The 22,757-nt window shown below is 68.0% G+C and carries 22 protein-coding genes, 1 tRNA gene and 3 pseudogenes; 12 read left to right on the top strand and 14 right to left on the bottom strand.

All coding sequences use genetic code 11. The annotated features are described in order from the left end of the window. Nucleotides 1–90: 90 nt before the first annotated feature. A complete protein-coding gene (locus D0Z08_RS16600; protein WP_182481349.1) occupies nt 91–828 on the bottom strand; it encodes a sulfotransferase family protein in 738 nt (245 codons plus the stop codon). A gap of 136 nt (nt 829–964) precedes the next feature. Here D0Z08_RS16600 and D0Z08_RS16595 point away from each other — a divergent pair, with 136 nt between their 5' ends. Continuing rightward, complete coding sequence (locus D0Z08_RS16595; protein ID WP_118926363.1) at nt 965–1,357, top strand: hypothetical protein; 393 nt, start codon at nt 965–967, stop codon at nt 1,355–1,357. 475 nt (nt 1,358–1,832) lie between these two features. Here D0Z08_RS16595 and D0Z08_RS33055 read toward each other — a convergent pair. After that, nucleotides 1,833–2,962: pseudogene (locus tag D0Z08_RS33055) on the bottom strand (ISAzo13 family transposase); the annotation flags it as partial. On the opposite strand from D0Z08_RS33055, the pseudogene D0Z08_RS33590 reads away from it, so the two are divergent. The 3 genes and pseudogenes from D0Z08_RS33590 to D0Z08_RS33050 form a co-directional block, all read left to right on the top strand. Further along, nucleotides 2,961–3,161 (top strand): annotated as a pseudogene (locus D0Z08_RS33590) (hypothetical protein); the annotation flags it as partial. The pseudogenes D0Z08_RS33055 and D0Z08_RS33590 overlap by 2 nt on opposite strands. Before the next feature lie 211 nt (nt 3,162–3,372). After that, a pseudogene (locus D0Z08_RS33755) lies at nt 3,373–3,708 on the top strand (hypothetical protein); the annotation flags it as partial. A gap of 118 nt (nt 3,709–3,826) precedes the next feature. Continuing rightward, nucleotides 3,827–4,033: a rhodanese-like domain-containing protein gene (locus tag D0Z08_RS33050; protein WP_245994035.1), complete on the top strand. Its 207-nt coding sequence runs from the start codon at nt 3,827–3,829 to the stop codon at nt 4,031–4,033. A gap of 18 nt (nt 4,034–4,051) precedes the next feature. Here D0Z08_RS33050 and D0Z08_RS16570 read toward each other — a convergent pair whose 3' ends face one another. After that, on the bottom strand, nt 4,052–5,275 hold the full coding sequence (locus D0Z08_RS16570) for a glycoside hydrolase family 16 protein (RefSeq protein ID WP_118926359.1): 1,224 nt from the start codon (nt 5,273–5,275) through the stop codon (nt 4,052–4,054). Nucleotides 5,276–5,503: 228 nt separating this feature from the next. Here D0Z08_RS16570 and D0Z08_RS16565 point away from each other — a divergent pair, with 228 nt between their 5' ends. Further along, nucleotides 5,504–6,256, top strand: coding sequence for a class I SAM-dependent methyltransferase (locus D0Z08_RS16565; protein WP_118926358.1), 753 nt, complete (start codon nt 5,504–5,506; stop codon nt 6,254–6,256). Between the two features lie 23 nt (nt 6,257–6,279). Further along, complete coding sequence (locus D0Z08_RS16560) at nt 6,280–7,182, top strand: LysR family transcriptional regulator (RefSeq protein WP_245994033.1); 903 nt, start codon at nt 6,280–6,282, stop codon at nt 7,180–7,182. A gap of 316 nt (nt 7,183–7,498) precedes the next feature. Here D0Z08_RS16560 and D0Z08_RS16555 read toward each other — a convergent pair whose 3' ends face one another. The 3 genes from D0Z08_RS16555 to D0Z08_RS32190 form a co-directional block, all read right to left on the bottom strand. After that, nucleotides 7,499–8,383 carry an NAD(P)-binding domain-containing protein gene (locus tag D0Z08_RS16555; protein WP_118926356.1) on the bottom strand — a complete coding sequence of 295 codons (885 nt, stop codon included), beginning with the start codon at nt 8,381–8,383 and terminating at the stop codon, nt 7,499–7,501. A gap of 62 nt (nt 8,384–8,445) precedes the next feature. Further along, nucleotides 8,446–8,868 carry an ester cyclase gene (locus D0Z08_RS16550; protein ID WP_118926355.1) on the bottom strand — a complete coding sequence of 141 codons (423 nt, stop codon included), beginning with the start codon at nt 8,866–8,868 and terminating at the stop codon, nt 8,446–8,448. Between the two features lie 147 nt (nt 8,869–9,015). Continuing rightward, complete coding sequence (locus D0Z08_RS32190; RefSeq protein WP_182481345.1) at nt 9,016–9,306, bottom strand: hypothetical protein; 291 nt, start codon at nt 9,304–9,306, stop codon at nt 9,016–9,018. An 81-nt stretch (nt 9,307–9,387) separates the two neighbouring features. On the opposite strand from D0Z08_RS32190, the gene D0Z08_RS16545 reads away from it, so the two are divergent. Then, complete coding sequence (locus D0Z08_RS16545; protein WP_182481344.1) at nt 9,388–10,128, top strand: helix-turn-helix transcriptional regulator; 741 nt, start codon at nt 9,388–9,390, stop codon at nt 10,126–10,128. Between the two features lie 89 nt (nt 10,129–10,217). Here the strand turns inward: D0Z08_RS16545 and D0Z08_RS16540 are convergent, their stop codons facing one another. The 6 genes from D0Z08_RS16540 to D0Z08_RS16515 all read right to left on the bottom strand — a co-directional run bounded on the left by D0Z08_RS16540 (nt 10,218) and on the right by D0Z08_RS16515 (nt 16,936). Continuing rightward, on the bottom strand, nt 10,218–11,444 hold the full coding sequence (locus tag D0Z08_RS16540; protein ID WP_118926353.1) for an MFS transporter: 1,227 nt from the start codon (nt 11,442–11,444) through the stop codon (nt 10,218–10,220). Between the two features lie 3 nt (nt 11,445–11,447). Continuing rightward, nucleotides 11,448–12,881 (bottom strand): aldehyde dehydrogenase family protein, encoded by a 1,434-nt coding sequence (locus D0Z08_RS16535; RefSeq protein ID WP_220454220.1) that lies wholly within the window; start codon nt 12,879–12,881, stop codon nt 11,448–11,450. Further along, on the bottom strand, nt 12,874–13,752 hold the full coding sequence (locus D0Z08_RS16530; protein ID WP_118926352.1) for an SDR family NAD(P)-dependent oxidoreductase: 879 nt from the start codon (nt 13,750–13,752) through the stop codon (nt 12,874–12,876). Before D0Z08_RS16530 ends, D0Z08_RS16535 begins: the two co-directional genes overlap by 8 nt. Further along, nucleotides 13,749–15,140, bottom strand: coding sequence for a flavin-containing monooxygenase (locus tag D0Z08_RS16525; RefSeq protein ID WP_220454219.1), 1,392 nt, complete (start codon nt 15,138–15,140; stop codon nt 13,749–13,751). The genes D0Z08_RS16530 and D0Z08_RS16525 overlap by 4 nt, the downstream gene beginning before the upstream one ends. A 90-nt stretch (nt 15,141–15,230) precedes the next feature. Next, nucleotides 15,231–16,319: an AraC family transcriptional regulator gene (locus D0Z08_RS16520; RefSeq protein WP_118926351.1), complete on the bottom strand. Its 1,089-nt coding sequence runs from the start codon at nt 16,317–16,319 to the stop codon at nt 15,231–15,233. Nucleotides 16,320–16,360: 41 nt separating this feature from the next. Then, nucleotides 16,361–16,936: a TetR family transcriptional regulator gene (locus D0Z08_RS16515; RefSeq protein ID WP_118926350.1), complete on the bottom strand. Its 576-nt coding sequence runs from the start codon at nt 16,934–16,936 to the stop codon at nt 16,361–16,363. Nucleotides 16,937–17,163: 227 nt separating this feature from the next. On the opposite strand from D0Z08_RS16515, the gene D0Z08_RS16510 reads away from it, so the two are divergent. Then, a complete protein-coding gene (locus tag D0Z08_RS16510; RefSeq protein ID WP_220454218.1) occupies nt 17,164–18,837 on the top strand; it encodes an MFS transporter in 1,674 nt (557 codons plus the stop codon). Nucleotides 18,838–19,384: 547 nt separating this feature from the next. On the opposite strand, the gene D0Z08_RS16505 is transcribed toward D0Z08_RS16510, so the two are convergent. Further along, nucleotides 19,385–19,786: a RidA family protein gene (locus D0Z08_RS16505; RefSeq protein WP_118926348.1), complete on the bottom strand. Its 402-nt coding sequence runs from the start codon at nt 19,784–19,786 to the stop codon at nt 19,385–19,387. Between the two features lie 115 nt (nt 19,787–19,901). On the opposite strand from D0Z08_RS16505, the gene D0Z08_RS33045 reads away from it, so the two are divergent. Both D0Z08_RS33045 and D0Z08_RS33750 read left to right on the top strand, forming a co-directional pair. After that, complete coding sequence (locus tag D0Z08_RS33045; protein ID WP_118926347.1) at nt 19,902–20,363, top strand: MarR family winged helix-turn-helix transcriptional regulator; 462 nt, start codon at nt 19,902–19,904, stop codon at nt 20,361–20,363. Between the two features lie 169 nt (nt 20,364–20,532). After that, nucleotides 20,533–20,952: an IclR family transcriptional regulator domain-containing protein gene (locus tag D0Z08_RS33750; RefSeq protein ID WP_182481343.1), complete on the top strand. Its 420-nt coding sequence runs from the start codon at nt 20,533–20,535 to the stop codon at nt 20,950–20,952. 316 nt (nt 20,953–21,268) lie between these two features. Here D0Z08_RS33750 and D0Z08_RS16490 read toward each other — a convergent pair. Beyond that, a tRNA-Leu gene (locus D0Z08_RS16490) sits at nt 21,269–21,352 on the bottom strand. Between the two features lie 191 nt (nt 21,353–21,543). Here D0Z08_RS16490 and D0Z08_RS16485 point away from each other — a divergent pair. Beyond that, nucleotides 21,544–22,284, top strand: a complete 741-nt coding sequence (locus tag D0Z08_RS16485; RefSeq protein WP_118926345.1) for an FHA domain-containing protein — start codon at nt 21,544–21,546, stop codon at nt 22,282–22,284. Then, a complete protein-coding gene (locus D0Z08_RS16480; protein ID WP_118926344.1) occupies nt 22,277–22,753 on the top strand; it encodes an FHA domain-containing protein FhaB/FipA in 477 nt (158 codons plus the stop codon). The genes D0Z08_RS16485 and D0Z08_RS16480 overlap by 8 nt, the downstream gene beginning before the upstream one ends. Nucleotides 22,754–22,757: the final 4 nt, after the last annotated feature.

The following is a 22,757-nucleotide window of genomic DNA, read 5'->3' as shown; positions in this document are numbered from 1 at the left end:
GGGGACTGCGGCGGCGGTGGAGTGCGAGCTCACCCCCCTCGGCCGGTCCCTGCGCCGTTGACGCCGGTCGCTCAGCCGCGTGTCCGGTACTCAGGCGAATCTGACGTCGCGGCCGTAGCCGAACGCATCGAAGTCTCGTGCGTAGATCTCGCGGACCAGGGTCGCGCAGCGGTCGTCGGAGTAGTACTCGTCGAGCCGTCGATGTGCGTCGGTGGCGTGCCCGGCGCGGCGGGTGAGGAGCTCATCGGGTGCTGTCACTCCGGAGACCGTCATGAGGCGGCGTAGGTCCGCTTCGAAGCTCTCGAAGCGGCCGATGAAGTCGAGACTGATCTTCCCCCAGCCGGTCAGGCGGGTCTGCGGGCTCCAGTGGATGTCCATCTTCCTCTTTGGCTGCTCCGAGACTCTCTCCAGGAACTCTCGGAAAGAGACCTTGTCGTCGGGGGCCAACCCGAGGTTGTGCACCTTCACGTCTCGATAGCTGCGGCGGTGCGGAGGCCCGATCTTGTCCAGGTAGCAGGACAAGAGCCGAGAGTAGGGGTTCCGGACGAACGCGAAGGTCAGCCATGGGCTGTGCTCCCCGAACAGCTCGTCGAGGTCGAAGCCGTCCCGGAGCGGCGCCCCTAGAGGCGACGCGTCGCGCTGGTGCACCGACACACCGGGGCTCGGCTGGGTCCCGCCCGACTCGCTGTGTTGCAGGACCCGCTTGATGACAGTGCAGCCGGTCTTGGGCACTTCGAGGTAGACGACGCGGTGCCGCCGCGAGATGTGCGTCAGATGATCGATCCGGTACTCACCGTGACGGAAATAGGTCGAGGCCTCCGCCTTCATCGTTCTCCGTCGCAGATTCGTGCCGCTGCCCCATGGCCGGCGCTCCCGTGGTCCTTGCCCAGTATGGGGCATCGCGGCCGGACCGGAACCTGTCAGTCTCCCGAAAGTCGGGTCCCCACCCCTCGCACAAGCGCTTTTGACCGCGTCTGGTCGCCGCTATGCGGCGCCGATCTCGGCAGTCGACGCGGACCTGCGGGTCGTGTTCTCGCTCGAGGGGACGCCCAGGCAGTACGTCTTCCGGATCGACGGCAAGGAGTCGTGCCGCTCGAAGAAGGGCGTCTCCGGTCGGCACCAGTTCCTGATCCTCAGCCTGCAGTCGAACTCCTACGAGATCCCGCTGCTCGACGGGGACCCTGCTGCCCCGCACTCTATCGAGCACCTGCCCCAGCACAACTTCAAGGGGCTCACGTACCTGCGCGACAAGTCGAAGGACCGCTTTGCGATGGGAGTGGTGCTGTACACCGGCAAACAACCGCTGCCCTTCGGCGACCGCCTCTGGGCCCTTCCTTGCTCCGCGCTGTGGTCCTGACCCTGCCGCGCGGGAGCACGCGCCAGAAATCAGTACGCGCCTGGTGATCGCTCGCGGCACACCGCGGGACTTAGGTGACTGAGGCACACGAACGCGCGGCCAGGAAGGAGACCGACGCCGAGGCAGGAGCGACAGCCGAACACCGCGAGGGCAAGCCTCCGCACGTAAGGGCTCGTCAGCTACTAGTTGGCGTGTTGAGGGCGGCGAGTTCGGCTATGCCGTGGCGGACGGTGTCGGGGCCGACGTCGGCGGCGCGCGCGACGATGTCGATCCCGTTGGGGAATCCGTGTGCGATCAGGTCGTTGGCGTCGGCGGCGAGCACGAGCCGGGTCTGGGACTGACCGAGGAGGGGCAGGAGCGTCTGGTACCGCTCGCGGAAGCTGGTCTCGGGGTCCTCGAACGGGTTGCGCATGAACCCCATCATGCGGCCCGCCCCGCCGTGACGTCTGCTCGTGGGGCCTGATCGCCACCGGCGGGGGATCTTGACCCCGGCGGGGTAGTCGCGGGTGTCGAGGACGGCACGCACTTTCAGCCCGGTGGCGGTGGTGGTTGCGGCGATGGTGTTGACGATGACGTCGTGGCTGGCCAGAGGTCGGCCACGCCAGTTCATCGAGATGTGGGAGAAGAGCCGGTGCTCGATCTTGTTCCACTTGCTGGTGCCCGGCGGCAGGTGAGCGACGGTGATCCCCAGCCCGATCTCGGCGGCGAGTCTGGCGAGCTCGGTCTTCCATGCCCGGACCCGGTAGCCGTTGGAGCCGCCGCCGTCGGCGGTGATCATCAACCTGGTCGCGGCGGGATAGAGATCGCGGCCGACCTGCTGCCACCAGGTGCGGATGGTGTTCACGGCGAAGGCGGGGGTGTCGTGGCTGGTGCCCACGCTCACCCAGCCGGTGTTGGCGCCGATGTCGTAGACCCCGTAGGGGTTGGCCCTGCCCTGCTCGCCGATGAAGTCGTGCACGTTCACCTTCGGCGGCGACCCGGCCGGGGCCCACTCCCGGCCTGGGTTCTTGTACCCCCGACCAACTCCTTCTTCTTGGTGTCCACGCTGATCACCGGGTCCCCGGCGGCGTGGTGGTCGGCGACCTGGGCGGCCAGATAGTCGAACTGGGCATCACGGTCAGGATGCGCAGCACCCTCGATGGTCTTGGCACATGCCTGCAGGCTGAACCCGTTGGCTTTCAGCAGCCGGGCCACCGTCGTATGCGAGACCCAGTGACCCGCAGCGGTGAGCTTGGCGGCCAGCCGACGGGTGGACAGGCTGGTCCAGCACAACCCGGTCATCGGATCCCCGCGGCGAGCGGGCTCGACCATTCCAGCAGCGCCGGCACCAGACCCGGATCGATCTCCTCGACGCGCGGTCGGCCCGCACCCGGTCGACGCACCCGCCCCGGCGACAACGGCTCGGTTCCGGAGTCGAGCTCGTCGAGGCCGGCGGTCACGGTCTTCGGGTCGACCCGCGGCAGCACGAGCCACCGCCGCGATCCCGCCATGGCCAATCGCCTGTGCGTCAGCCCCCAGCACCAGCCGCCGAGCCCGCTCGTCCAGATGTGGCAACAAGACCTCATACCTCGCTCGAAGCTGCCGATCGGTCCAACTCGCACTCATGGTCATGGCCGCCCGAACAGCCGACACGGTCCGAAAGTTCCTTACACGCCCTAACCTCGGCAACGTGCCCGAGCCGCCCGAGGTCGAGGCGCTGGCCCTGGATCTCCGTGGCCGGCTGGCCGGTCGTGCGATCACCAAGGTCCACATCGCGGCGTTCAGTGCGCTGAAGACCTACGACCCGCCGTTGTCGGCGATCGAGGGCACCCTGGTAGACGACGTACGGCGGCACGGCAAGTTCCTCGACATCGAGGCCAGCGGCCTGCACGAGGTGGACGGGCTGACGTCGGGTCTCGACGTGACCGAGGCCGGCACCAGGAAGTCGCTCGCGCTCTACCTGGTCCGCTCGCCGGCCGACGTCGCAGGCATCGCGCGGCTCGGCCCCGACCCGCTCGACGACGGCTTCACCCGCGATGCGCTCGCCGCGATCCTGGAGTCCGAGGGACGCAAGCAGATCAAAGGGCGTGCTGCGACATCAGGGCACCATCGCCGGCATCGGCAACGCCTACTCCGACGAGATCCTGCACGCCGCGCGGATGAGCCCGTTCAAGCCGGCCGACAGCCTCACCCACGACGAGCTCGCCACGCTCTTCGCTGCGGTCAAGGAGACCCTGGGCGACGCGGTCGACCGGTCCCGCGGACTGGCCGCCAGCGAGCTCCAGGCCGAGAAGAGGTCGAACCTCGCGGTGCACGGCCGCACCGGACAAGCCTGTCCGGACTGTGGCGACACCGTGCGCGAGGTCTCGTTCGCCGACTCGAGCCTGCAGTACTGTCCGACCTGCCAGACCGGCGGCAAGCCGCTCGCGGACCGCCCGAGAGCACTTCGAGTGGGAGGCCGGCCACATCGACGGCGCCCTGCACATCCCGATGATGGAGCTGCCCGACCGGCTGGGCGACCTGCCCGACGCGCACACGCTCGCGGTGTGCAAGGTCGGCAGTCGCTCGGCGCAGGTGGTCGGCTACCTCGCCCGCCAGGGCTACGACGTCGTCAACCTGGCCGGCGGCCTCTACGACTGGGAGGCTGCGGGCCGCGCGCTCGTGAGCGAGTCGGACGCGTCGCCGTACGTCGCCTGAGGCTCGATCAGAGGCCGGTCACAGCTGCCAGAAGCGCACCCAGTCGACGTACATGTGCTGTGGCAGGTTCTTGCTGTACTTCAGCTCGTAGTCGTTGGCCTGGATGCTGAGGATGAGGTACTCCGCGGTGTGCGAGACGAGCCTGCTGGTGCGGCAGGTCTTCTTGCCGTCGATCCGGAAGGTGTAACCCTTCCTGGTCCACTCGACCGAGAAGACGTGGTACTTCGTCCACCAGTCGCTGCCGTAACGGCGAGTGTTGCTGACCAGGCCGCAGGTGTTGTCCTTGTCTCCGGTCCAAACCCGCTGCACGAAGCTGCTCATCTCGGTGTTGTTGTTGGCACGGTCGCCGAAGAACTCGATCACGTCGATCTCGGTGCCGGGGTTGTCGACGGTGCTGGTGGCGGGCATCAGCCACAACCCACCGTGCTGGCCGGCCTCTCGGTGGAACTTCAGCCGCGCGGCGGCGAAGCCGTACTTGAACGCCTTGCTGTGTTGAGTCGAGACGTGACCGGTGTACCGGTAGTCGTAGTTGCCGTAGTCGGTCCGACACCTCTTCTGGTAGATCGGGTTTCCGGTGAGGGGGTCTTTCCCGATCAGTCGACCCCGCGGGTTCCTCGTCACGCTCAGGCGCAGGGCTCCTCCGGAGACAAGGATGTTGTCGGGGTGGTCGCGCGCGACCGCGCACTTCCGCTTCCCCTGATAGGGCGGATTCGTCGGACGGTGCGCCCAATTGGCCGGCAGCGCCGAGCCGTCGAAAGTATCACTGAGGTCTGCGTTGCCCCACTTGGCTGCCGAGACGGCGCGGGTGGTCGTCTTCGGCAGCCCCTTGTATCTCACCGTGTAGGCGCGATAGGTCTGGACCTTGCCCCGGCGTGCGTAGGGGGCGTTGAATTCGGCGATCCCGCGACCGTCCTGCCGAGCCTTGGCGACGTTGACCCAACTCTTCCCCCGCTGTCGCTGGAGAACCACGGTTCGGCCACGCTTTGCAGGCTTGAACTTCGCCGCCATCGAGCTCTTCGCCCGGCTCGGGCTCATCGGCTTGGCTCCGGGGTGCGCCAGCTGGGGGTACATCAGCAGTTTGCCGCGCTGGCGGACTGCGCGGGCTGCCTGGGTCTCGTCCGCAGTCGTCGCGGTAAATGCGCGAACCTCAGTGCTGGAGGCCGGGACGGCGGTCCCTGCGAGTCCGGTGGTCGTCAACATGGCCGCGGCGAGCGCGGCGACAACAGATTTTGCGGGTGACATGGGGTTCCCATTCCAGTGTCAGAGCGACCGAGGTCGGCGACCCCTCCCCAGGGCGCGTCATCATGATAGAGCGGCTCCCCGGCCACTGCGACGAGATTGGGAGAAGAAGGGTCCCGATCTCAACAACTTTGCATAAAGGTTGACGTGCGGTGCTCCTCCCGCTCTGGCTTCGGCTCACGAGCGGTTAGAGTTCGCGGACACGCCGACTTTCACCTGGAGTCCCAACGCATGCCGGATCTCGATGACACGATCCACCTGGACATGCTGAGGGCTGGCCGCGATGAGCACCCGAGCCAGGAGCTGTACGGCCTGCATTGGGGCGACCCGGCTACCGCCCCCCACCTTCAATTCTTCGCGAAGAAATACATCGCTCCTTACCTCGACCCGACTGTGGACGCGGTCGAGATCGGACCCGGCGGCGGCCGGTGGACCCAGATGCTCATGGGCTTCCGACGGCTGTACGCCGTCGACTACCACCAGGAGCTGCTCGACGAGTTGGCCCGTGGAATCAGGTCTCCTCGGGTCACTCCGGTGCTGAACGACGGGACCACGCTGCCGGGGATTCCTGACCAGTCGATCGAGTACGTTTTCAGTTTCGGTGTCTTCGTGCACCTCGAGCGACCTATCCGTGATGCGTATCTCCGGGAGATCCGACGGGTCTTATCCCCCACCGGGGTGGCTGTCATCCAGTACGGCGAGAAGCGCAAACGGCGTGCCGCCAAGAACCGAGGGTTCGCGCACAACACGGCGCCCGAGATGCGGGAGTCGATCATCGACGCAGACCTGTTCATCCGAGAGGAGAACCTCACCCTCTTGGGGCACTCGAACGTGGTCTGCTTTCAACGCAACGAGTTGAACTACGAACAGACTCCGCCCGGATCGCTCAAGAGACCCGGAAAGGGCAGGGTCGGTCGAGCACGTAAGGGCACTCTCACTCACCAGGCGCTCACCCGACCAACCTCATCGGTGGATCGAGACTAAGGGCGTGTAAGGATTTTCGGACCGTGTCGGCTGTTCGGGCGGCCATGACCATGAATGCGATCGGTGAGGAGGGGTCGGTCACCAGCGCCGCTGCCGCCTTGGGATACACGCCTTCCGCGATCTCCCAACAGCTCCTGAGGCTCGAGCGCGAGGCTGGACAACCGCTCCTCGACCGTCACGCGCGCGGCATGACGGCGACAGACGCAGGCTTGGTGCTGGCCACGCACGCCCGCAAAGTCCTCCGCCAACTGGCGGCCGCGGAGTCCGATCTCGCGGAGATCGCCGGCGTCCGGCGCGGCAGTGTCACCCTGGGAACCTTTCCCACGGTCGGCAGCTCGTTCCTGCCGCTGGCGGTCCGCCGCTACCGCGAGCTCTACCCCAACATCACGCTGACGATCAGCAGCGGCCGGGAAGACCACCTCGTGCGCATGCTCGAGGAGGGCACAGTCGCGATGTCTTTCCTGTGGGACTACGAGTGGCAGCGGATCAACAACGACGAGCTGGTGCTGACCGAGCTCTTCAACGACCCCACCGTGCTGCTCGTCGGCTCCACCCACCGCCTGGCCCGGCGCCGTACCGTCCGCATGGCCGACCTCGCCGACGAGCCCTGGATCATCCGCGCCGGAGGACACCCGGTCGTCGAGGTGCTGCAGCGCAGCGCCGTGGCCGCCGGCTTCACCCCGACCATCGCCTTCCAGGCCAACGACTACCAGGAGGCCCAGGCCATGGTCAGCGTCGGCCTCGGCATCGCCCTGGCGCCCAGGACGGCCACCGTCAACCAGCACCCCGACGTGCGGGTCGTCTCCTTGGGTGACACCGCGCCCTCTCGGCGGGTCCTGGTCGCGCACCGGCCCGGCCGCGTCCGGAGCGCCGCTGAGCTCGCCCTCCACGAGGTGCTGGTCGAGACCGCGTCGACCTATGCCTGAGTCAGCGGTGAGACCACGCGATAGGGGCGCTGCGTCGCCGGACGGCCCGCTCCTGAAAGGACGAAGCCCCGGATCCGAGGACCCGGGGCCTGTCACTACGTGCGCGAGGGAGGAGTTGAACCGTAGGAGCACGACGCTCCCTCACGCGCCGAACACCGTCCTGAGCGTGAAACCGGCGTCCTGATACCTCCGGTTGGCTCCCGTTTCGTCTGGGGCGTGCACCCCCGGGGTGCACCAGGCAGTGTTCAGCTGCACCATCGTCGATGGCCGTCCGTCATCCGAGCCTGCCCGGCGCATCCGTCGCAGCCAGAGTTCCTCAGCGCGTCGCCACGTGCTCCGCGATGCAAGTCCAGTCGGTCTCCCCGTGGCCCGATTCGGAAGCGGCAGTGAACAAGCGGTGGAGCGCGTCGTACATTCCTGGGTCGATGCCCATCTCCCGCAGGGCTGCGCCGTACTCCGCTGCCCACGCGGCCATCACGTCCACGGGGACTTCCACCACGGGTTCTGACCGGTCCGGCGGTGCGACGATCTGGTCGAGCAGCTGCTCGATGTGGAATTGGTAGAAGTCCAGGACGCCCTTTCTGAATACCTCGCGGGGGATGTCCTGGGACTCGGCGATGCGCGCCCCTTGGAGGAGGCCGACAGCCATGGGAAGGAACCCGAGCTGAACTGCCATGCCGCTCAAGTACGCCGAGGCGGGAGCTGCGTTCACATAGGTGACGCGCCCAATCCGCTCGAGCCGCTCGCGGTGCGCCTCGAAGGCCGTTCGATGCCCCGAGACGAGGAAGACGCCGGCCCTGGCTCGGACCTGGCGGGGTCCGGCAGCGATCTCCAAGTCAAGGTACGCCCCTCCAGCTGCGCTCACCACGGCTTCGAACTCTTGCGCTTGGTCGGCGGTGACGAACGAGGTGGAGGCAACGACGCTTCCTCTGAGGACTTGTCCTGCGCCTTCTACGAGGATGCGCGCCACGTCGTGATCCGAGACCGACATGATCGTCAGCGGGCTCGACATCAGCGCCACGTTCACCGACTCCGCCAGATGCACCCTCAGGCCGGAAAGCACCTCGGCCTTCGCCTTGGTCCGGTTCCAGACAGTCACGTCGGCACCAGAGGCTTTCAGAGCCTCCACCAGCGCGGTGCCCATCGCCCCGGTCCCGATCACCGAGACGTCACTCACCTGGCAGCCTCCGAACCCGCTCATCGCGCAGGGGCTCTTCCACCTCCGCCGCTGGGACAGCCGAAGTGGCTTCGTCGTCGGTGCCGTCAGCCCATGAGGCCGAGCTGCGCCAACATCCCTGTCGAGTCAAAGTACGCACATTCCTCCACGATCAGGTCGCCTGTGCCGAGAGTCCAGAAGATTGCCATGTCCACGGCGAAGGGCTTGCCGGTGGCGAGGATCTCACCGTCGGGCCCGGGCATAGGACCTGTCATGGTGCCGGTGGCGTGCAGCTCCCAGGCGATGGCTCCGCTTCCCACGACCGGATCACCGGTCAGGGTCCAGAGCATGTCGGGGAACGCCCTCCGGAACGCCGAGGCGGTCGCGAGCACGGCCTCCCGGCCCTTCATCGGCTCGGGGGACATGGGATCCACGAGGACCACGTCGGCGGCGTAGAAGACCCCGAGGGCGGCGGCGTCGCCTGAGTTGTAGATGTCGACGTACCTCCGAACCAGCTCTGCGTCAGTCATGCGTCATCTCCCCGCAGTCGAACCGAACCGATATCTGCAAATCTGTTCCGTCAGTTGGGCGTTCGTCCATTCCAGAAACCTGGCAACTCAGCGGCCGCGGCTCGATATCGTTGATCTGTCTTGGGGTCTGGAGGCCAGATGGCACGGCTATCGATGGATGACGCGAGCGCCCGGATCCGTCAGCTCGCCCGCGCGGGACTCCATACCCGCGCGTTCTTCGAGGCGGCGGGCGAAACGGTGTGTCGCGCTGTCCCGGTCGGCGGTGCGCCACCGTTCTGGAACACCATCGACCCCTCGTCCCAGCTGATCACCAGCGTCCACTTCGACGGTGAGTGCTTTTTCGACCTTGCTGGTCAACTTGAGTGGGAATACCTCGCGGATGACGTGAACAAGACCGCCGACGTCCTCGCGTGCGATCTGGGTGTCCAGACGCTTCACCAAGTGACCGGCGGGGTCCCTGAACGCAGCCCGGTCTTCCGTGAGTACCTGCGACCGCACGGCATCGAGCAAGAGGTCGCCGTGGCGTTGCGGGCAAGGACCGGCGAGGCCTGGGGATCCCTGCGCCTCAACAGGTGTGCCGGCCAGGCCATGTTCAGCGCCGTTGAGCTCGACTTCCTGTGCTCGGTGGGCCTCCACCTGGCGGAGGGGGTGCGCCGCGGTCTGATGCTGGGCGAAGCCCTTGAGCCCGACTGGCCCGATGCGCCGGGCCTGGTGGTCATGGGCGAGGGTCTCTCGGTCGAATCCGTCTCCCCGGAGGCAGAACACTGGCTGAAGGAGTTGACCGAAGGGCATGAGCGCTCACCGGCCGCGCTCTTGTCGGTCGCAGCTCGAGCCACTGGCTGGGACGGACCCGCACAGGCCCGGGTCCGTACCACCACTGGAAGGTGGCTCCTCCTCCATGGAACGTCGATCACGACGCCGGTAGGCCCCCGCGCGGCAGTCATCATCGAACCAGTTGCCAGGGCTCGGATCGCGAGCGTGCTGATGGCGGCCTACGGGCTCACACCTCGAGAACGCGAGATCACGAGGCTGGTGCTGATGGGTCAGTCCACCGCGCAGATCGCCGACGATCTGGTGATCGCCCCGGTCACCGTGCAGCAGCACCTCAAGAGCATCTTCGCGAAGACCGGCGTCCACAGTCGCCGCGATCTGGTTTGCACCGTGTTCGTCGACCACTACGACCCAAGGGTGCGCGACAACGAGCAACGACGGGTTGTTGCGCGACCCTCACGCGGTGGCCCCGCCCCGCTCAGCAAGTGAGCGCACTTCGTGCTCCTCATGTAGTTGATCCGGCTCGCGCCGATGCGGCAACCGTATTCGAAGAGCATCGCGCCGGCCGCTGCCACCGGTCACCATGGCACGGATGCTGGCTTGACGCGCTCGTCCGGCCAGCGGCGATCGTCGTCGATGTGGGAGCGAGCATGCCTGGGCAGCCGGGCGGCGAGCAGCAGGCCCGGTACCACGACCGCCGACATCGCCGACATCGCCAGGTAGGGATTGCCGAGGGCGGCCTGCACGATCAGCACCACCACCACACCGCCCAGGTTGCCGGCGAGCAGCAGGAACCCCGTGGCCGTGCCGGCCCGATCGGGACCCGACTCCAACTCCGACCAGTCCAGCGCCATCGGAAGGCCTGCGAGGAGGACGAACCCCACGAGCGCCAGCAGGACGCCGACGAACAGCACGCCGGACAGCAAGGCGAGAGCAACGGCGATGGCCAGGAACGCGACCACGCTGATCAGTGTGGTCGCGACCAGCAACGCGCGGCGCCGGTCATGGCGCGCGGCGAGTCCGGGCAGCACGGCCGCGCCGCCGACCCCGAAGACCGTCATCACCGCAATGAGGGTCCCGGCGACACCGGGATGACCCAGGTCGACGAGGATCGTGTCCAGCCAGGTGGCCACGGCGTTGAACACGCCGACCCCGATGAAGAGCAGGCCGGCCAGTCGCCACATCAGCGGATCGCGGCGCAGCCACCTCAGCGACGTCTCGCCGGTCGCGCCGAGCGCGTACGACGCGGGCACACGGACCGCTACCAGTACCGCCGCGGCAGCCGCCACCGCGAAGCCGGCCTGAAGACCGAGCACCAAGCCGAGGCCACCAGCGCCCATCAGCGCCCCTCCGGTCAACGCGGCGACCAGGATGCCGCCGAACTGGGCGGCGCTGGCTACCGAGATCGCCGCGGTCCGCTCGAGCGGCGGGAAGTAGCGAGCGGCCACCTTCGTGCTGGCGTTCAGCACGAACGGCTGTCCGACGGACATCACCACCTGACCGACGAAGACCGTCTGGTACGACGAGGTGTCGACGGTCCGGATCACGGCGCCGATGGCGGTGAGCAGCGCACCGGCGGCCAATGCGGTGCCGAACCGCCGGTCCAGCCAGCGGCCGGCCGGTATCGCGAGCAGGACGAACATCAGCGGGTTGATGACCGCGAGGTCGCCGATCGCTCCCTCGGAGACGCCGAGCGCGTCGCGGGACTGCCGGGCTATCGGTGCGAAGGTCAGCCAGAGGATCTGGGTGGCGCTGACCAACAGGGCGAAGGCGGCGAGCACCAACCAACGGCTGCGGCGTGGCACGCCTCAGACCCCCCCGCTCCGGGTGCGCAGCCAGGTCACCTTGGGCAGGGTCCACTGGTCGAAACCAGCCAGTGATTTCTCCGCGCCGCCGAAACCGGACTGCTTCCAGCCGCCGAACGGGGTGGTGATGTCGCCCTCGCCGTAGCAGTTGATCGAGACCACGCCCGCCTCCACCCGCCGGGCGACCCGGAGCGCGCTGTCGATGTCGCGCGACCACACGGATGCCGCCAGCCCGTACTCGGTGTCGTTGGCGAGGGCAATGGCCTCATCCTCGTCCCGGAAGGGTGACACCGTGACGACGGGTGCGAAGGTCTCCTCCCGGGACAGCGCACAGTCACGCGGCACGTTCGAGACGACAGTGGCGGGCAGGTAGTGGCCTCCCGGCAGGACCTGGACCGCAGACCCGCCGGTGAGCAGCTCGGCCCCTTGCGTGACGGCGTCGCTCACTGCGGACTCGGCGCGCTCGAGTGCGGCGTGGTTGATCAGCGGCCCCATCTGGGTGCGGGCCTCGGCCGGGTCACCGAGCACCAGCTTCTCGGCGACTGCGACAAGCCGTCCGACCACCTCGTCGAAGATCGACGCGTCGACGTAGATGCGCGATCCTGCGGTGCAGTTCTGGCCGCTGTTGAGGAACGCGGCGACCGCCATCTCCTCGAACAGCTCCTCGCCGAACGAGAGTGCATCGCGCATGAGGATCTGGGGACTCTTGCCGCCCATCTCCAGCGAGACCCGTTTGAAGTTCGAGGCGCCGGCGCCGGCGAGGATCTGCCTTCCCGTGGCTTGCGCGCCGGTGAACGAGATCGCGCGGACCAGGGGGTCCTCGGCCAACGCCCGGCCGGTCACCGCTCCGTGACCGGGTAGCACGGTGAGCACCCCGGTCGGCAGGCCTGCCTCGGCCGCGAGAGCGGCCAAGTGCTGGACCGAGCGAGGTGTGGCCTCGGCCGGTTTCAGCAGCAGGCAGTTGCCCGACGCCAGAGCAGGCCCGATCTTCCAGGCCGCCATCGCCAGCGGGTAGTTCCAGGGGACGAGGGCCGCGACCGCGCCCATCGGGTGCCGGGTGGTGATGCCCAGGGCACTGTCGTCGGTGGGTGCGACCGACCCGGACACCTTGTCGGCGGCCTCGGCGAACCAGCGGATCGACTCGATCGCGCCGGGGACGTCGCCGGTGATGCAGTCGGTGATCGGCTTGCCGCCGTCCTCGGAGTCCAGCCTCGCCAGCACTGGTGCGTCGCGCTCCATCAACCTGGCCAGCTCGGTCATCAGCTCGCCTCGCGCCCGCGGATGCAGCGCGGCCCAGGCGGGAGCTGCCTCGGCCGCCACCGCGACTGCCTCCCGGACACCCCGCTCGTCAACCGGACGGTACGTCGCCACGGCGGCGCCGTCCGCAGGGCGCCGTACCGTGATGAGCTCGGAGAGCCCGAGCCGGGACTCAGACACGCTCCGCCTCCACCCACTCCCAGCGGGAGCCCTCTCGCCGAACAATGCCTCGTCGCTCCAGTGTGCGCAGGTAGCGCTCCATGCCGCGCTCGCCCTGGCCGCGGAACAAGGGGAGCAGCCTCGGAAGCAGGTTGGGGGCCAGCATCGCCACGCGCGTCAGGACGGACTCCCCCGGCCGGGGATACGCCTCTAGCCGCGGCCGATCGAGCAGCGAGACCATCGCCCGAATCACGTCGGCAGGTTGCTGCGGTGGGTTCTGGAACTGCAGGCTGTTGCCGCCGTCGACCGCCTCCTCCTGCAGCATCCGGGTGTCGACGGCCGACGGCAGGACGGATCCTGCCTTGATCCCCTTGGCCTCCAGGTCCAGGCCGATCGCCAGCATCGCGCCGCGCAGCCCGAACTTGGAAGCGGTGTAGATCGGAGTCTCCCCGAGCGGGAAGATGCCTCCGAGCGAGACGGTGGTGACGACCCGTGGGTCCGACGACCGCCGGAGCAGTGGGATCGCCAGGCGGGTCAGGACCAGCGGCGAGAGCAGGTTCACAGCGAGCTCCCGCTCGATGCTCTCTACCGATCGCTCGTCGAACCGTTCCGAGCTGGTCATGCCGACGTTGTGCACCAGCACGTCGACGCGCCCGAACCGACTGCCCAGGGTGTCGACCAGGTCCTCTACGAAACCCCGGTCGGTCAGGTCGCCGGCGATCGGCGTCCCCTCTCGCGGCAGTCCCTCAGCGACCCGCGCCGCCCTGCGAGCATCGATGTCCACCACGACGACGTCGGCTCCGCGCGCGGCGGCGAGCGTCGCGAACGCAGTGCCGATGTCGCCCGCGCCGCCGGTGGCCACGATCAGCTTGTCGTGGAAGTCGAACTTCACGACACCATCTCCAGGTGCGCTGGCGTCGGCCGATCGCCGCGCTGCTCGACAGCCCGGGGTGGGCGGCCCTCGCTGCGCCAGCCGAGCTGCTTGGCGATCTTGCGGAGGTAGCGCTTGAAGTCCGGTGCGTGGACGTACCCCTGGTGCCGCGGTGAGGCGACGAACCGCAGGCCTCCGGTGAGATCCGGCCGGTCGTGCGCGATCCGCAGCGAGAACCTGCGTGCGCTCGCGGTGTCCTGATCACGCTCGTCGATGTAGCTGGCGATCAGCTGCGCCTGCAGGTCGAACATCTGGTAGGCGCCGGAGTTGGTCTCGATGAAGCCCACCGCGTAGAGCCCCGGGTGCCGTCGCGAGAACGCCGACAGGTACAGGTCCGGGTGGTGGCTGTCGCCGAAGAAGTCCTGTGCGAACGGGACTCGCTGCTCGTAGCCGGTGGCCAGGATGACCAGGTCGTAGTCCGCCTGGCTGCCGTCGGCGAACCGGACTGTCGAGCCCTCGCTGTCGACGATGTCCGGCTTTGCGATCAGGTCACCGTGGCGGAGGTGGTGGAGCAGCTGTGAGTTCACGATCGGGTGTGATTCGAGCAGCCGGTGGTCAGGCTTCTGCAGACCTGCCGCCCGCAGGTCGCCCTCGAACAGGCGCAGGAGCCCGCCGAAGAGCTTCGACTCCAGCCGAGCCGGGAGGTGCGGTCCGCTCTCGCCGATCACGTCGACCGGCTTCCCGAACAGGTGCTTGGGGATGATCCAGTAGCCGCGACGCATGCTGATCGCGGCCGAGTGCGCGTTCGCGGCGGCGTCGCAGGCGATGTCCACGCCCGAGTTGCCCGCGCCGACGATCAGGACCCGCTTGCCGCTGAGCTCCGCAGCCGAGCGGTAGCTGATGGAGTGGCGAACCTCGCCGGTGAACGTGCCGGGCAGCGTCGGTTGGTTGGGGTTCCATTGCGCGCCGGAACAGACCACGACGTCGCGGTGCTCGGTGCGTACGCCGGACGCGCGCGTCACGGACCAGGTGCCGTCCGCGCCCCTTTCCACGGCGACGACCTCCTGTTCGAACTCGATCCGCGCCGTGAGGCCGTAGGCGTCGGCGAAGCTGCGCAGGTAGGACAGGATGTCCTCGCGCGGTGGGTAGTCGGCGTACCACTCCGGCATCGGGAAGCCACCGAATCCCGACAGCGTCCGGCTGGAGATGAAGTGCGCCGATTCGTACATCGGCGTACCGGGGTTGTCGATGTCCCAGATTCCGCCGACGGCCGAGTGCCGCTCCAGGTGGGTGTAGGGAAGACCCCTCTCGGCCAGGGCGCGGGCGACGGCCAGTCCGGCCGGGCCGGCCCCGATGATGCAGGTGTCCGGCACGGCGCTCGGCGTCGGTGGTTCGGTGTGGGTGCTCACGACGGCTCCTCCGTCAGGGGAATGCTGGCCCCTTCATGGTCGGGGCCGCGGCACCGGTGGGCACTGACCTCTCCGGCCAGGAGGAGGACCTCAGCGGCCAGGAGGCAGGGTCGGAAGCGCCCGCCCGTCAAGCATCGTCTTGCGCAGCTCCTGGGGTGAGCTGCCATGCCAACGTCGCACCGCTCGACGGAGCGCTCGCTCGTCGGAGAACCCGGCGCTCCGCGCGATCTCGCGCGCGGTCAGCTCGGGGCGGCGCAGCAGCCCTTCCACCCGTTCGCGACGGACGCCCTCGACGAGCTCCTGGTACGTCGTGCCGCACTCGGTCAGCCGCCGGCGCAGCGTCCGCTCGCTGAGCGCCAGGCGGCGCGCCTGTTCGGCGAAGGACGGGACGTCGGGAAGCCGCTGCGCCACCGAGACCTCGAGCACCTCCAGCAGCTCCTGCTGGTCGCGTCGTGACGCGATCAGCGCCTCGAGCAGCTCCAGGCACGACGCGAGAGTGACCGGGTCCCGGCCCGGCATCCTGGCCCATGCCCAGCGGGCGTCGAGCACCAACCGACTGACGGGGGCACCGAACCGGACCGGACAGCCGAAGAACCCTGGATACGGGTCGGCGCCGACCGGCGGCGGCAGTGCGAGCTCCACCGCACGGGGTGCGAGCGAGGGCCCGACGGCAAGCCGGGCGACCGTGATCACCGACGTCAGCGCCTCCTCGAGCAGGAACATGCCGACCGCCGGGTCCAGCGCCGGATCCGGCAGTTCAGCCCGTAACCCGAACCCACCCTTCTCGGAACCACACGACCAGACGACCATGGCACCGGAGAGGTTCTGGTACCTGACCCCGGTCTCGATGGCGTCGGCGAGGGTGTCACTGGCCATCAGCGCCAGGCCGAGGAGCCCCCACGCGGTCAAGTGCTGAGCAGCCCCCACCGACATCCCGAGGTGCTCGTCCCCCGTCAAGTCCAATGCGCGACGGATCACCGAGCTGCCCTGCCGGTAGGACACGCGGAGGTCGACGGAGCGCATCGCCACCTCGTCCAGACCCACCTGCTCCAGGGCAGGTTTGAGGTCGACTCCACGCTCCTCGGCGACGAGAGCGAGGTACCGCAGGATGTTCGGCTGGATGGTCGCCGAGGTGCTCCGACTGGTGCCCGCACCTGAAGGGCGCGGATCATCTGGCATGTCACCGACCTCCTTTCCCAAGGCCCTCGCAGGGGAGGGGCTTACCGGATGTCCAGAAACCGACGCGCCTCGTCGACGGCCTTCGTGGCAGTGGCGGCGTCGGCGCCGGCAAGCATCAGGCTCGCCGTGCTGACCGCGGCCGCCGGATCGCCCACGACGCCGCGGTTGTGTTCCTCGAGGATGACGATGGTCGCGTTGTCGGCCAGCGCGACGATGGTTTCGGCGGGGAGGTAGTCGGAGAAGGAACCGTCGGCCTGGCCGGCGGCCACGATCTCGACGGTGCGCTGGCGTGCAGGTCGCATCAGCCGCACGATCGTTTGGTCGCCCAGCTCGTGGCGGCCCAGGCTCAGCAGCAAGCGGTACCTGTTCGCAACAGGCCAGGTCCAGAAGGTGAGTACTGCCAGATCGGTCGGCGGCTTGCCGGTGAGTGATCCCAGCCGCTCCATCAACGTCTCGAGGTCCTCGGCGGCCTGGTCGGCGATGGCGCCAACGAGCTCCGCGCGCGAGGCGAAGTGGCCGTAGATGGTGCGCCGGGCGACGGCGGCCGCGGCCGCAACGTCCGACAGGGTTGCGTCGGGGTGGGCCCCCAGGGTGTCGATGGCCGCCTCGATGATCATGTCTCGCTTAGAGCGCACGCTTGCCCCGCTCCTCTCTCGTTCACTTCTGTGCCTGCACAGCTCCGCCGCGGGCCGCTCGTTCTCCGCGGCTCGCGCCGCCAGCTCCGCGGGTCGATTCCACCGCGGTGTGCGCAACACACTATCCCGACTTGCACACAAGTGTGCAAGTGTTGCAATCTTCTTGCACACCAATGTGCAAGTAGATCGGAGTTGTTGTGGCGTTCATCGTGAAGAACCCTGTAGAGGCAGATGCGCGGCCCTATCCGCGGCGCTGGCCGGCTCTCGGCGTGCTCTGCCTGAGTCTGCTGCTGGTCGTCATGGCCAACACCTCGCTGATCGTGGCGCTGCCCGACATGACGGCCGACCTCGAGCTGCGCAGCCACGAGATGCAGTGGTTGGTCGACGGCTACACCGTTCCGTACGCCGCCCTGATGCTGCTCTTCGGCGTGTTGGGCGATCGGGTCGGGCGACGTCGTGCGCTGATCGCCGGCCTGGTGGTCTACGGCGCTGGGTCGCTGCTCGGATCGTTGGCAGACAGCACCGAGGCGGTCATTGCTGCCCGGTTCGCGATGGGCGTCAGCGCGGCGGTGATCATGCCGGCGACCCTGTCGTTGCTGGTGGCGATCTTCCCGCGCGCCGAACGGGGAAAGGCCATCTCCATCTGGGCAGCGACCTCCGGGCTGGCGATCGCGCTGGGGCCCCTCGTGTCGGGCGCCCTGCTCGCGAACGCAGGGTGGTCCTCCACCTTCCTGGTCAACGTGCCGTTCGTGGCCGTCGCGATCGTGGCCGCGCTGGCGCTGATCCCGCCTAGCCGCGTGGAGAGCCGGCAGCCCCTCGACTACCTGGGCGGCATCTACTCGATCGTCGCGATCGGGACAATGGTCTACGCCGTTATCGACGGCTTCCACGCCGGGTGGGGAGCGCTCCAGCTCTCGCTACTCGCGCTGGCAGCGCTGACCAGCCTGCTCTTCGTACGACGACAGCTGCGCCATCCTGCGCCGCTGCTGGATGTCCGCAAGCTCGCCGACCGCGCCGTCGGAGGCTCCTCGCTCGCCGTGATGCTGCTGTTCCTCTCAGCGTTCGCGGTCATCTATTACGTCGCGCAGTACCTCCAGGCGATCTTCGGCTACGGGCCACTCGAGACGGGGATCCGTCTGCTGCCCTTGGCGGTCGCCGTCACCATCGGCTCACTGCTGAGCGGCATCTTGATGCGGTGGGTCAGCGGCAGATGGCTGATTGTCACAGGGATGCTGTTGGGTGCAGGCGGCGTGCTGATCCTGACCCAGGCAGATGCATCGTCGACCTACGTCTCCTACCTGGTCGCGCTCTCCCTGCTCGGCCTCGGCATGGGCCTGAGCGAGCCACCGGCAACCGACACCATCATGGGCGGGTTCAGCGAGAGCGAGCTCGGCGCCGCTGGCGGACTCAACGACACCGCGATCGAGCTCGGCGGCTCGCTCGGCATCGCGTTCCTCGGCTCGATCCTCGCCACCACCTACGACGAGCGCCTGGCCGACAAGACCGCCGGCCAGACAGCAGCCGTCCCCGAGGCGCTGCGCGGCCAGGTAGACGGCGCGTTGGATCGTGCCGCGGACCCCGTCGGCGCGGGCGCCGGCGTCGCGGAACACCTCGCGAGCGATCCGAGCACCGCCACTCTTGCCGACGCGCTCATGCACTCGGTAACCAGCTCCTACGCTGAAGCGGTGGCCACCACCAGTTGGGTGGCGGGGCTGATGCTGGTGGTCGGCGCGATCGCGGTTGCCCTCATCCTCCCCCGGAACCTGCGCGGCGGTCACCACCACACGGACGGCGAAGAGCGCTCAGCCGGCGCGGACGGCCCGGGCGGAGGAGACGGCGCCGACAGTCAGCACCCGAAGCAGCGAGTCCGAGCGGGCGTCTGAGGTGCCGGACCCGCGCCAGGGAGCTCGCGTGGAAATGGACGAAGCCCGGATCCGAGGACCCGGGCTTCGTCACCCGTGCGCGAGGGGGAGTTGAACCGGAGAATCCCCACGCTCGGCCAGTCGCAAACCGTCGTCCTGAGCGTGAAACCGGCGTTCAGTTGCATCCGGTTCGCTCCCGTTACGTCGGGGGTGTGCACCCCGGGGGTGCACCAGCAAGTGTCGAGTTGTCCAGCTTCGATGACTGCAGCGGCCGCCGTAGTTGATGAGACATTTCTGGGCCATGGGCGAGCGTCAGAAAGGACCCCGCGGGGGGATCATGAGTTGCTGATCCTCGCTGGGCTCTGTCTCACCCGATGCCGCACCGACCAATTGCGCCTGTTGCAGCGGAGATGGGGATCTCGCGCCCTTACGCATCGAGACCCTGCGTCGCACGAAGAAGTAGTCCGCCTCGCCACGCGGGGCAATCCGCTGCGCGGTGTGAACTCGATTCCGACGATGAGTTCCCGCGACGCTCGCGGGGGTGTGCGCAGCTGACTCGGTCGCGGCATCAGGGCAGGACGGCGACTGCCTTCAGCTCGACGAGGTACTCCGGAGCGGCCAGAGCGGCAACCCCGATCAGGGTCGCCGGCGGGACTGGCCTCCTGCCGAGTCGCCCGGCGGCACGGTCCAGACCGTCGACGACCTCACTCATCCGTGCTGGCGCCCAGTCGACGACGAACATGGTCAGGTCGACGATGTCGTCCACAGAGCCCCCCGCCCCAGCGAGCGCAGTCGCGACGTGGGCATAACTGTCTTCGATCTGCGAAGCAAGATCGGACTCACCGACCTCACCTGCGCCCCACGAGACCTGGCCCGCTATGTGCACGATGCGGCTTCCAGTGGCGATGGAGACTTGGCGGTACAGGTCGATCTCGGGCAGACCGTCCGGGTTGGTGAACTCGATGGACACAGCGACTCCTTCATTTGACTTCATGCTTGAACTCAAGTGTTCATGAGTTCAAGCATGAAGTCAAACGGGTACGCTGTCTCGTCCATGCACACCACACACGACTCGAGGGGACAACGTGCCGACCAAGTGGCTGACGGATGCAGAGAAGGAAGCATGGACCGGGTTGATCTCCCTGATCCTTCTCCTTCCTGGACGACTGGAAGGGCCCCTGCAGCGCGAGGCCGGCCTCACGCTGTTCGACTACATGACGCTCAGTCAGATGTCAGAGGCACCTGACCGTCGGCTTCGCATGAGTGAGCTGGCCTTCCTCACCAGCGGATCGTTGACCCGGCTCTCGAACGTGGTCAAGCGGTTCGAGCAGAGGGGATGGGTCATCAAGTACCCCGATCCGAGCGACGGTCGATACACGATCGCCGAGCTCACCGCGTCCGGGTACGACAAGGTGGCGGAGGCAGCGCCACTCCATGTCGAAGCCGTGCGCCTCCACGCCATCGACCTGCTCTCGCCCGCTGACCAACGCGCCCTGGCACGCATCGCGGCACGACTCCGAGTCCGACCCCAGGACGTGCGGAACTAGGGAACACTCCCCGCCCCAGCGCCAGCCCGCGGTCTTGAGGTTCCTTGATCCGCCGAGCGTTGCCCTTGCCGAAACCGCGGGCGCTGCGAGCCCCCGGTTGGAAACACCGTTCCGGTGCGCCGCCGCTTCTCCATCCATGACATGTCCAAACCTCTCCGAGTAGAGGCTGGTGCACCCGTCGTTGCGGCCTTCTGCGTTCAGGCAAACTCCGGAAATCAGTAAAGCCCCAGGTCATACCTGGGGCCCAGCGATCGGTACGCGCATCCCCTTCGAGACCAGCGCCACCGGACTTGCCATGCTCGCACGCATGAGCGCCGACGAAGGGTGTGCACGGATCGGCGAAGAGCGCTACGCCGCGGTCGAGGCCCGGTTGGAGTGCGTGCGCAAGTCTGGGTCCGTGGCGCTCGTCCGCGACAGCCTGGGCCCCGGGGTGAGTGCGATAGCTGCCGCAGTGTCGGACCGCTCTGGGACGGTGGTCGGCGCAGTCAATATCTCTGGGCTCCGTCTAGAACAGCACCTCGACCCGGCCTCCGACGTAGCGCGCGAAGTCGGTCGTACCGCCACGAGCATCATGGGAGCGCTGCAGTAACCGGTGGACTCGCGTGGCCCTGGGACGGAAGTAGATGCCCCAGCCCGAGGTCGTACAGCGGGAGTGCTCCCCGGGATGCATCTACGGCCCGCAAACATCTGGCGTTCGGCCCAAGAAATGACCCTCCGCTAAGTGATCGCTGAAGGCGCGCGTGAGCCGACATAGGCGACTGAGACCAGCTCGCCTTCGTACGCCAGGAGGTCGACGCCGCAGCGACGGCGACAACAGCACATCCCGGTGCGTCTCAGCCCCGCACGACGGGCCTACTCCGAAATGGACAAAGCCCCGGATCCGAGGACCCGGGGCCTGTCACACGTGCGCGAGGGGGGAGTTGAACCCCCACGTCCTTTCGGACACACGGACCTGAACCGTGCGCGTCTGCCTATTCCGCCACTCGCGCGCTGCTGAATGATCAGCCGGGCAAGGCTATCCCAGGGCCGCCACGCGTCCCAAACCGGTGAGGGGGTCTTGGTCTCGAGGCTCGCTAGCGCTCGCACCTCAACCAGCGACGATGCGCACACCGATACGATCGAGCGAATCCCGCACCGGCGGGTGCGTGACGACGAGCGGACGGGAAAGGAGGCTCCCGCAGTGGGCGGACTGCAACGCTTCGAGCACAAGCTGGAGCAGGCCATCTCGGGGGTTTTCGCTCGCACGTTCCGCAGTGCGGTGCAACCGGTCGAGATCGCTGCCGCGCTCCAGCGGGAGCTCGACAACCAGGCACAGATCCTGTCGCGGGAGCGACGGCTGGTGCCGAACGCGTTCTCGGTCGAGCTCGCCCAGTCCGACCTGGACCGGCTCGCGCCGTACGACTCGGCCCTGGCCGCCGAGCTGGTCGAGCAGCTGCAGGAGCACGCCGACCTCCAGTCCTACGTCTTCCCGGGTCCGATCCGGATCGTGTTCGAGGCCGCGGAGGACCTCGGCACCGGCCGGTTCCGGGTGCTGAGTAAGGCGGAAGCGTCGGTGAGCGGGCACGCCCGCTACAGCGCCCGCCAGCGCACCCGGGCCGTGCTCGAGGTCAACGGCACCCGTCATCCGCTGCAGCCGCCGGGCCTCGTCGTCGGGCGCGGCAGCGAGGCCGACCTCCAGATCAACGACCCCGGTGTGAGCCGGCGACACGCCGAGTTCCTGGTCACGACACAGTCGGCCGCGGCCACCGCACCCGGCGACGGTCCGCTGCAGATCGAGGTCCACGACATGGGCTCCACCAACGGGATCACCGTGGATGGGCGCAAGGTGAGCAGGGCAGCCCTGCGCGACGGATCGCGCGTGCAGGTCGGTCACACGTCACTGGTCGTCCGTCTCCTGGAGGAAGAGATCACCGATGTCTGAGCTCACGTTGTTCCTGGTCCGGGTCGCCTACCTGGCGATCCTGTGGATCTTCGTGCTCTCGGCGATCTCGGTGATCCGTTCCGACATGTTCGGCGCCCGGCTGCCGTCGGCCGGCGGTGGCGCCGCTCCACCCGCCCCCAAGCCCCCGAAGCAGAAGGCACCGCCGAAGCGACGCGGATCGCCGACGCACGTCGCGGTGATCCAGGGCCAGAACTCCGGCGTGACCGCGAACCTCGCCGACGCGCCGATCCTCATCGGACGTGGCAACGACGCCGCGATCCGCCTCGACGACGACTATGTCTCGACCCGTCATGCTCGGATCGCCGCCTCCGGCGACCAGTGGTACGTCGAAGACCTCGGCTCCACGAACGGCACCTACCTCGGGACCCAGCGCATCACGCAGCCGACGACCATCGGCCTCGGTGCACAGGTCCGCATCGGCAAGACCATCCTGGAGCTGAGGAAGTAGTCCT

Source organism: Nocardioides immobilis, assembly GCF_003515065.1.
In the GTDB taxonomy this organism is placed as follows: domain Bacteria; phylum Actinomycetota; class Actinomycetes; order Propionibacteriales; family Nocardioidaceae; genus Nocardioides; species Nocardioides immobilis.
This window is presented reverse-complemented; position numbering and strand designations above follow the sequence as displayed.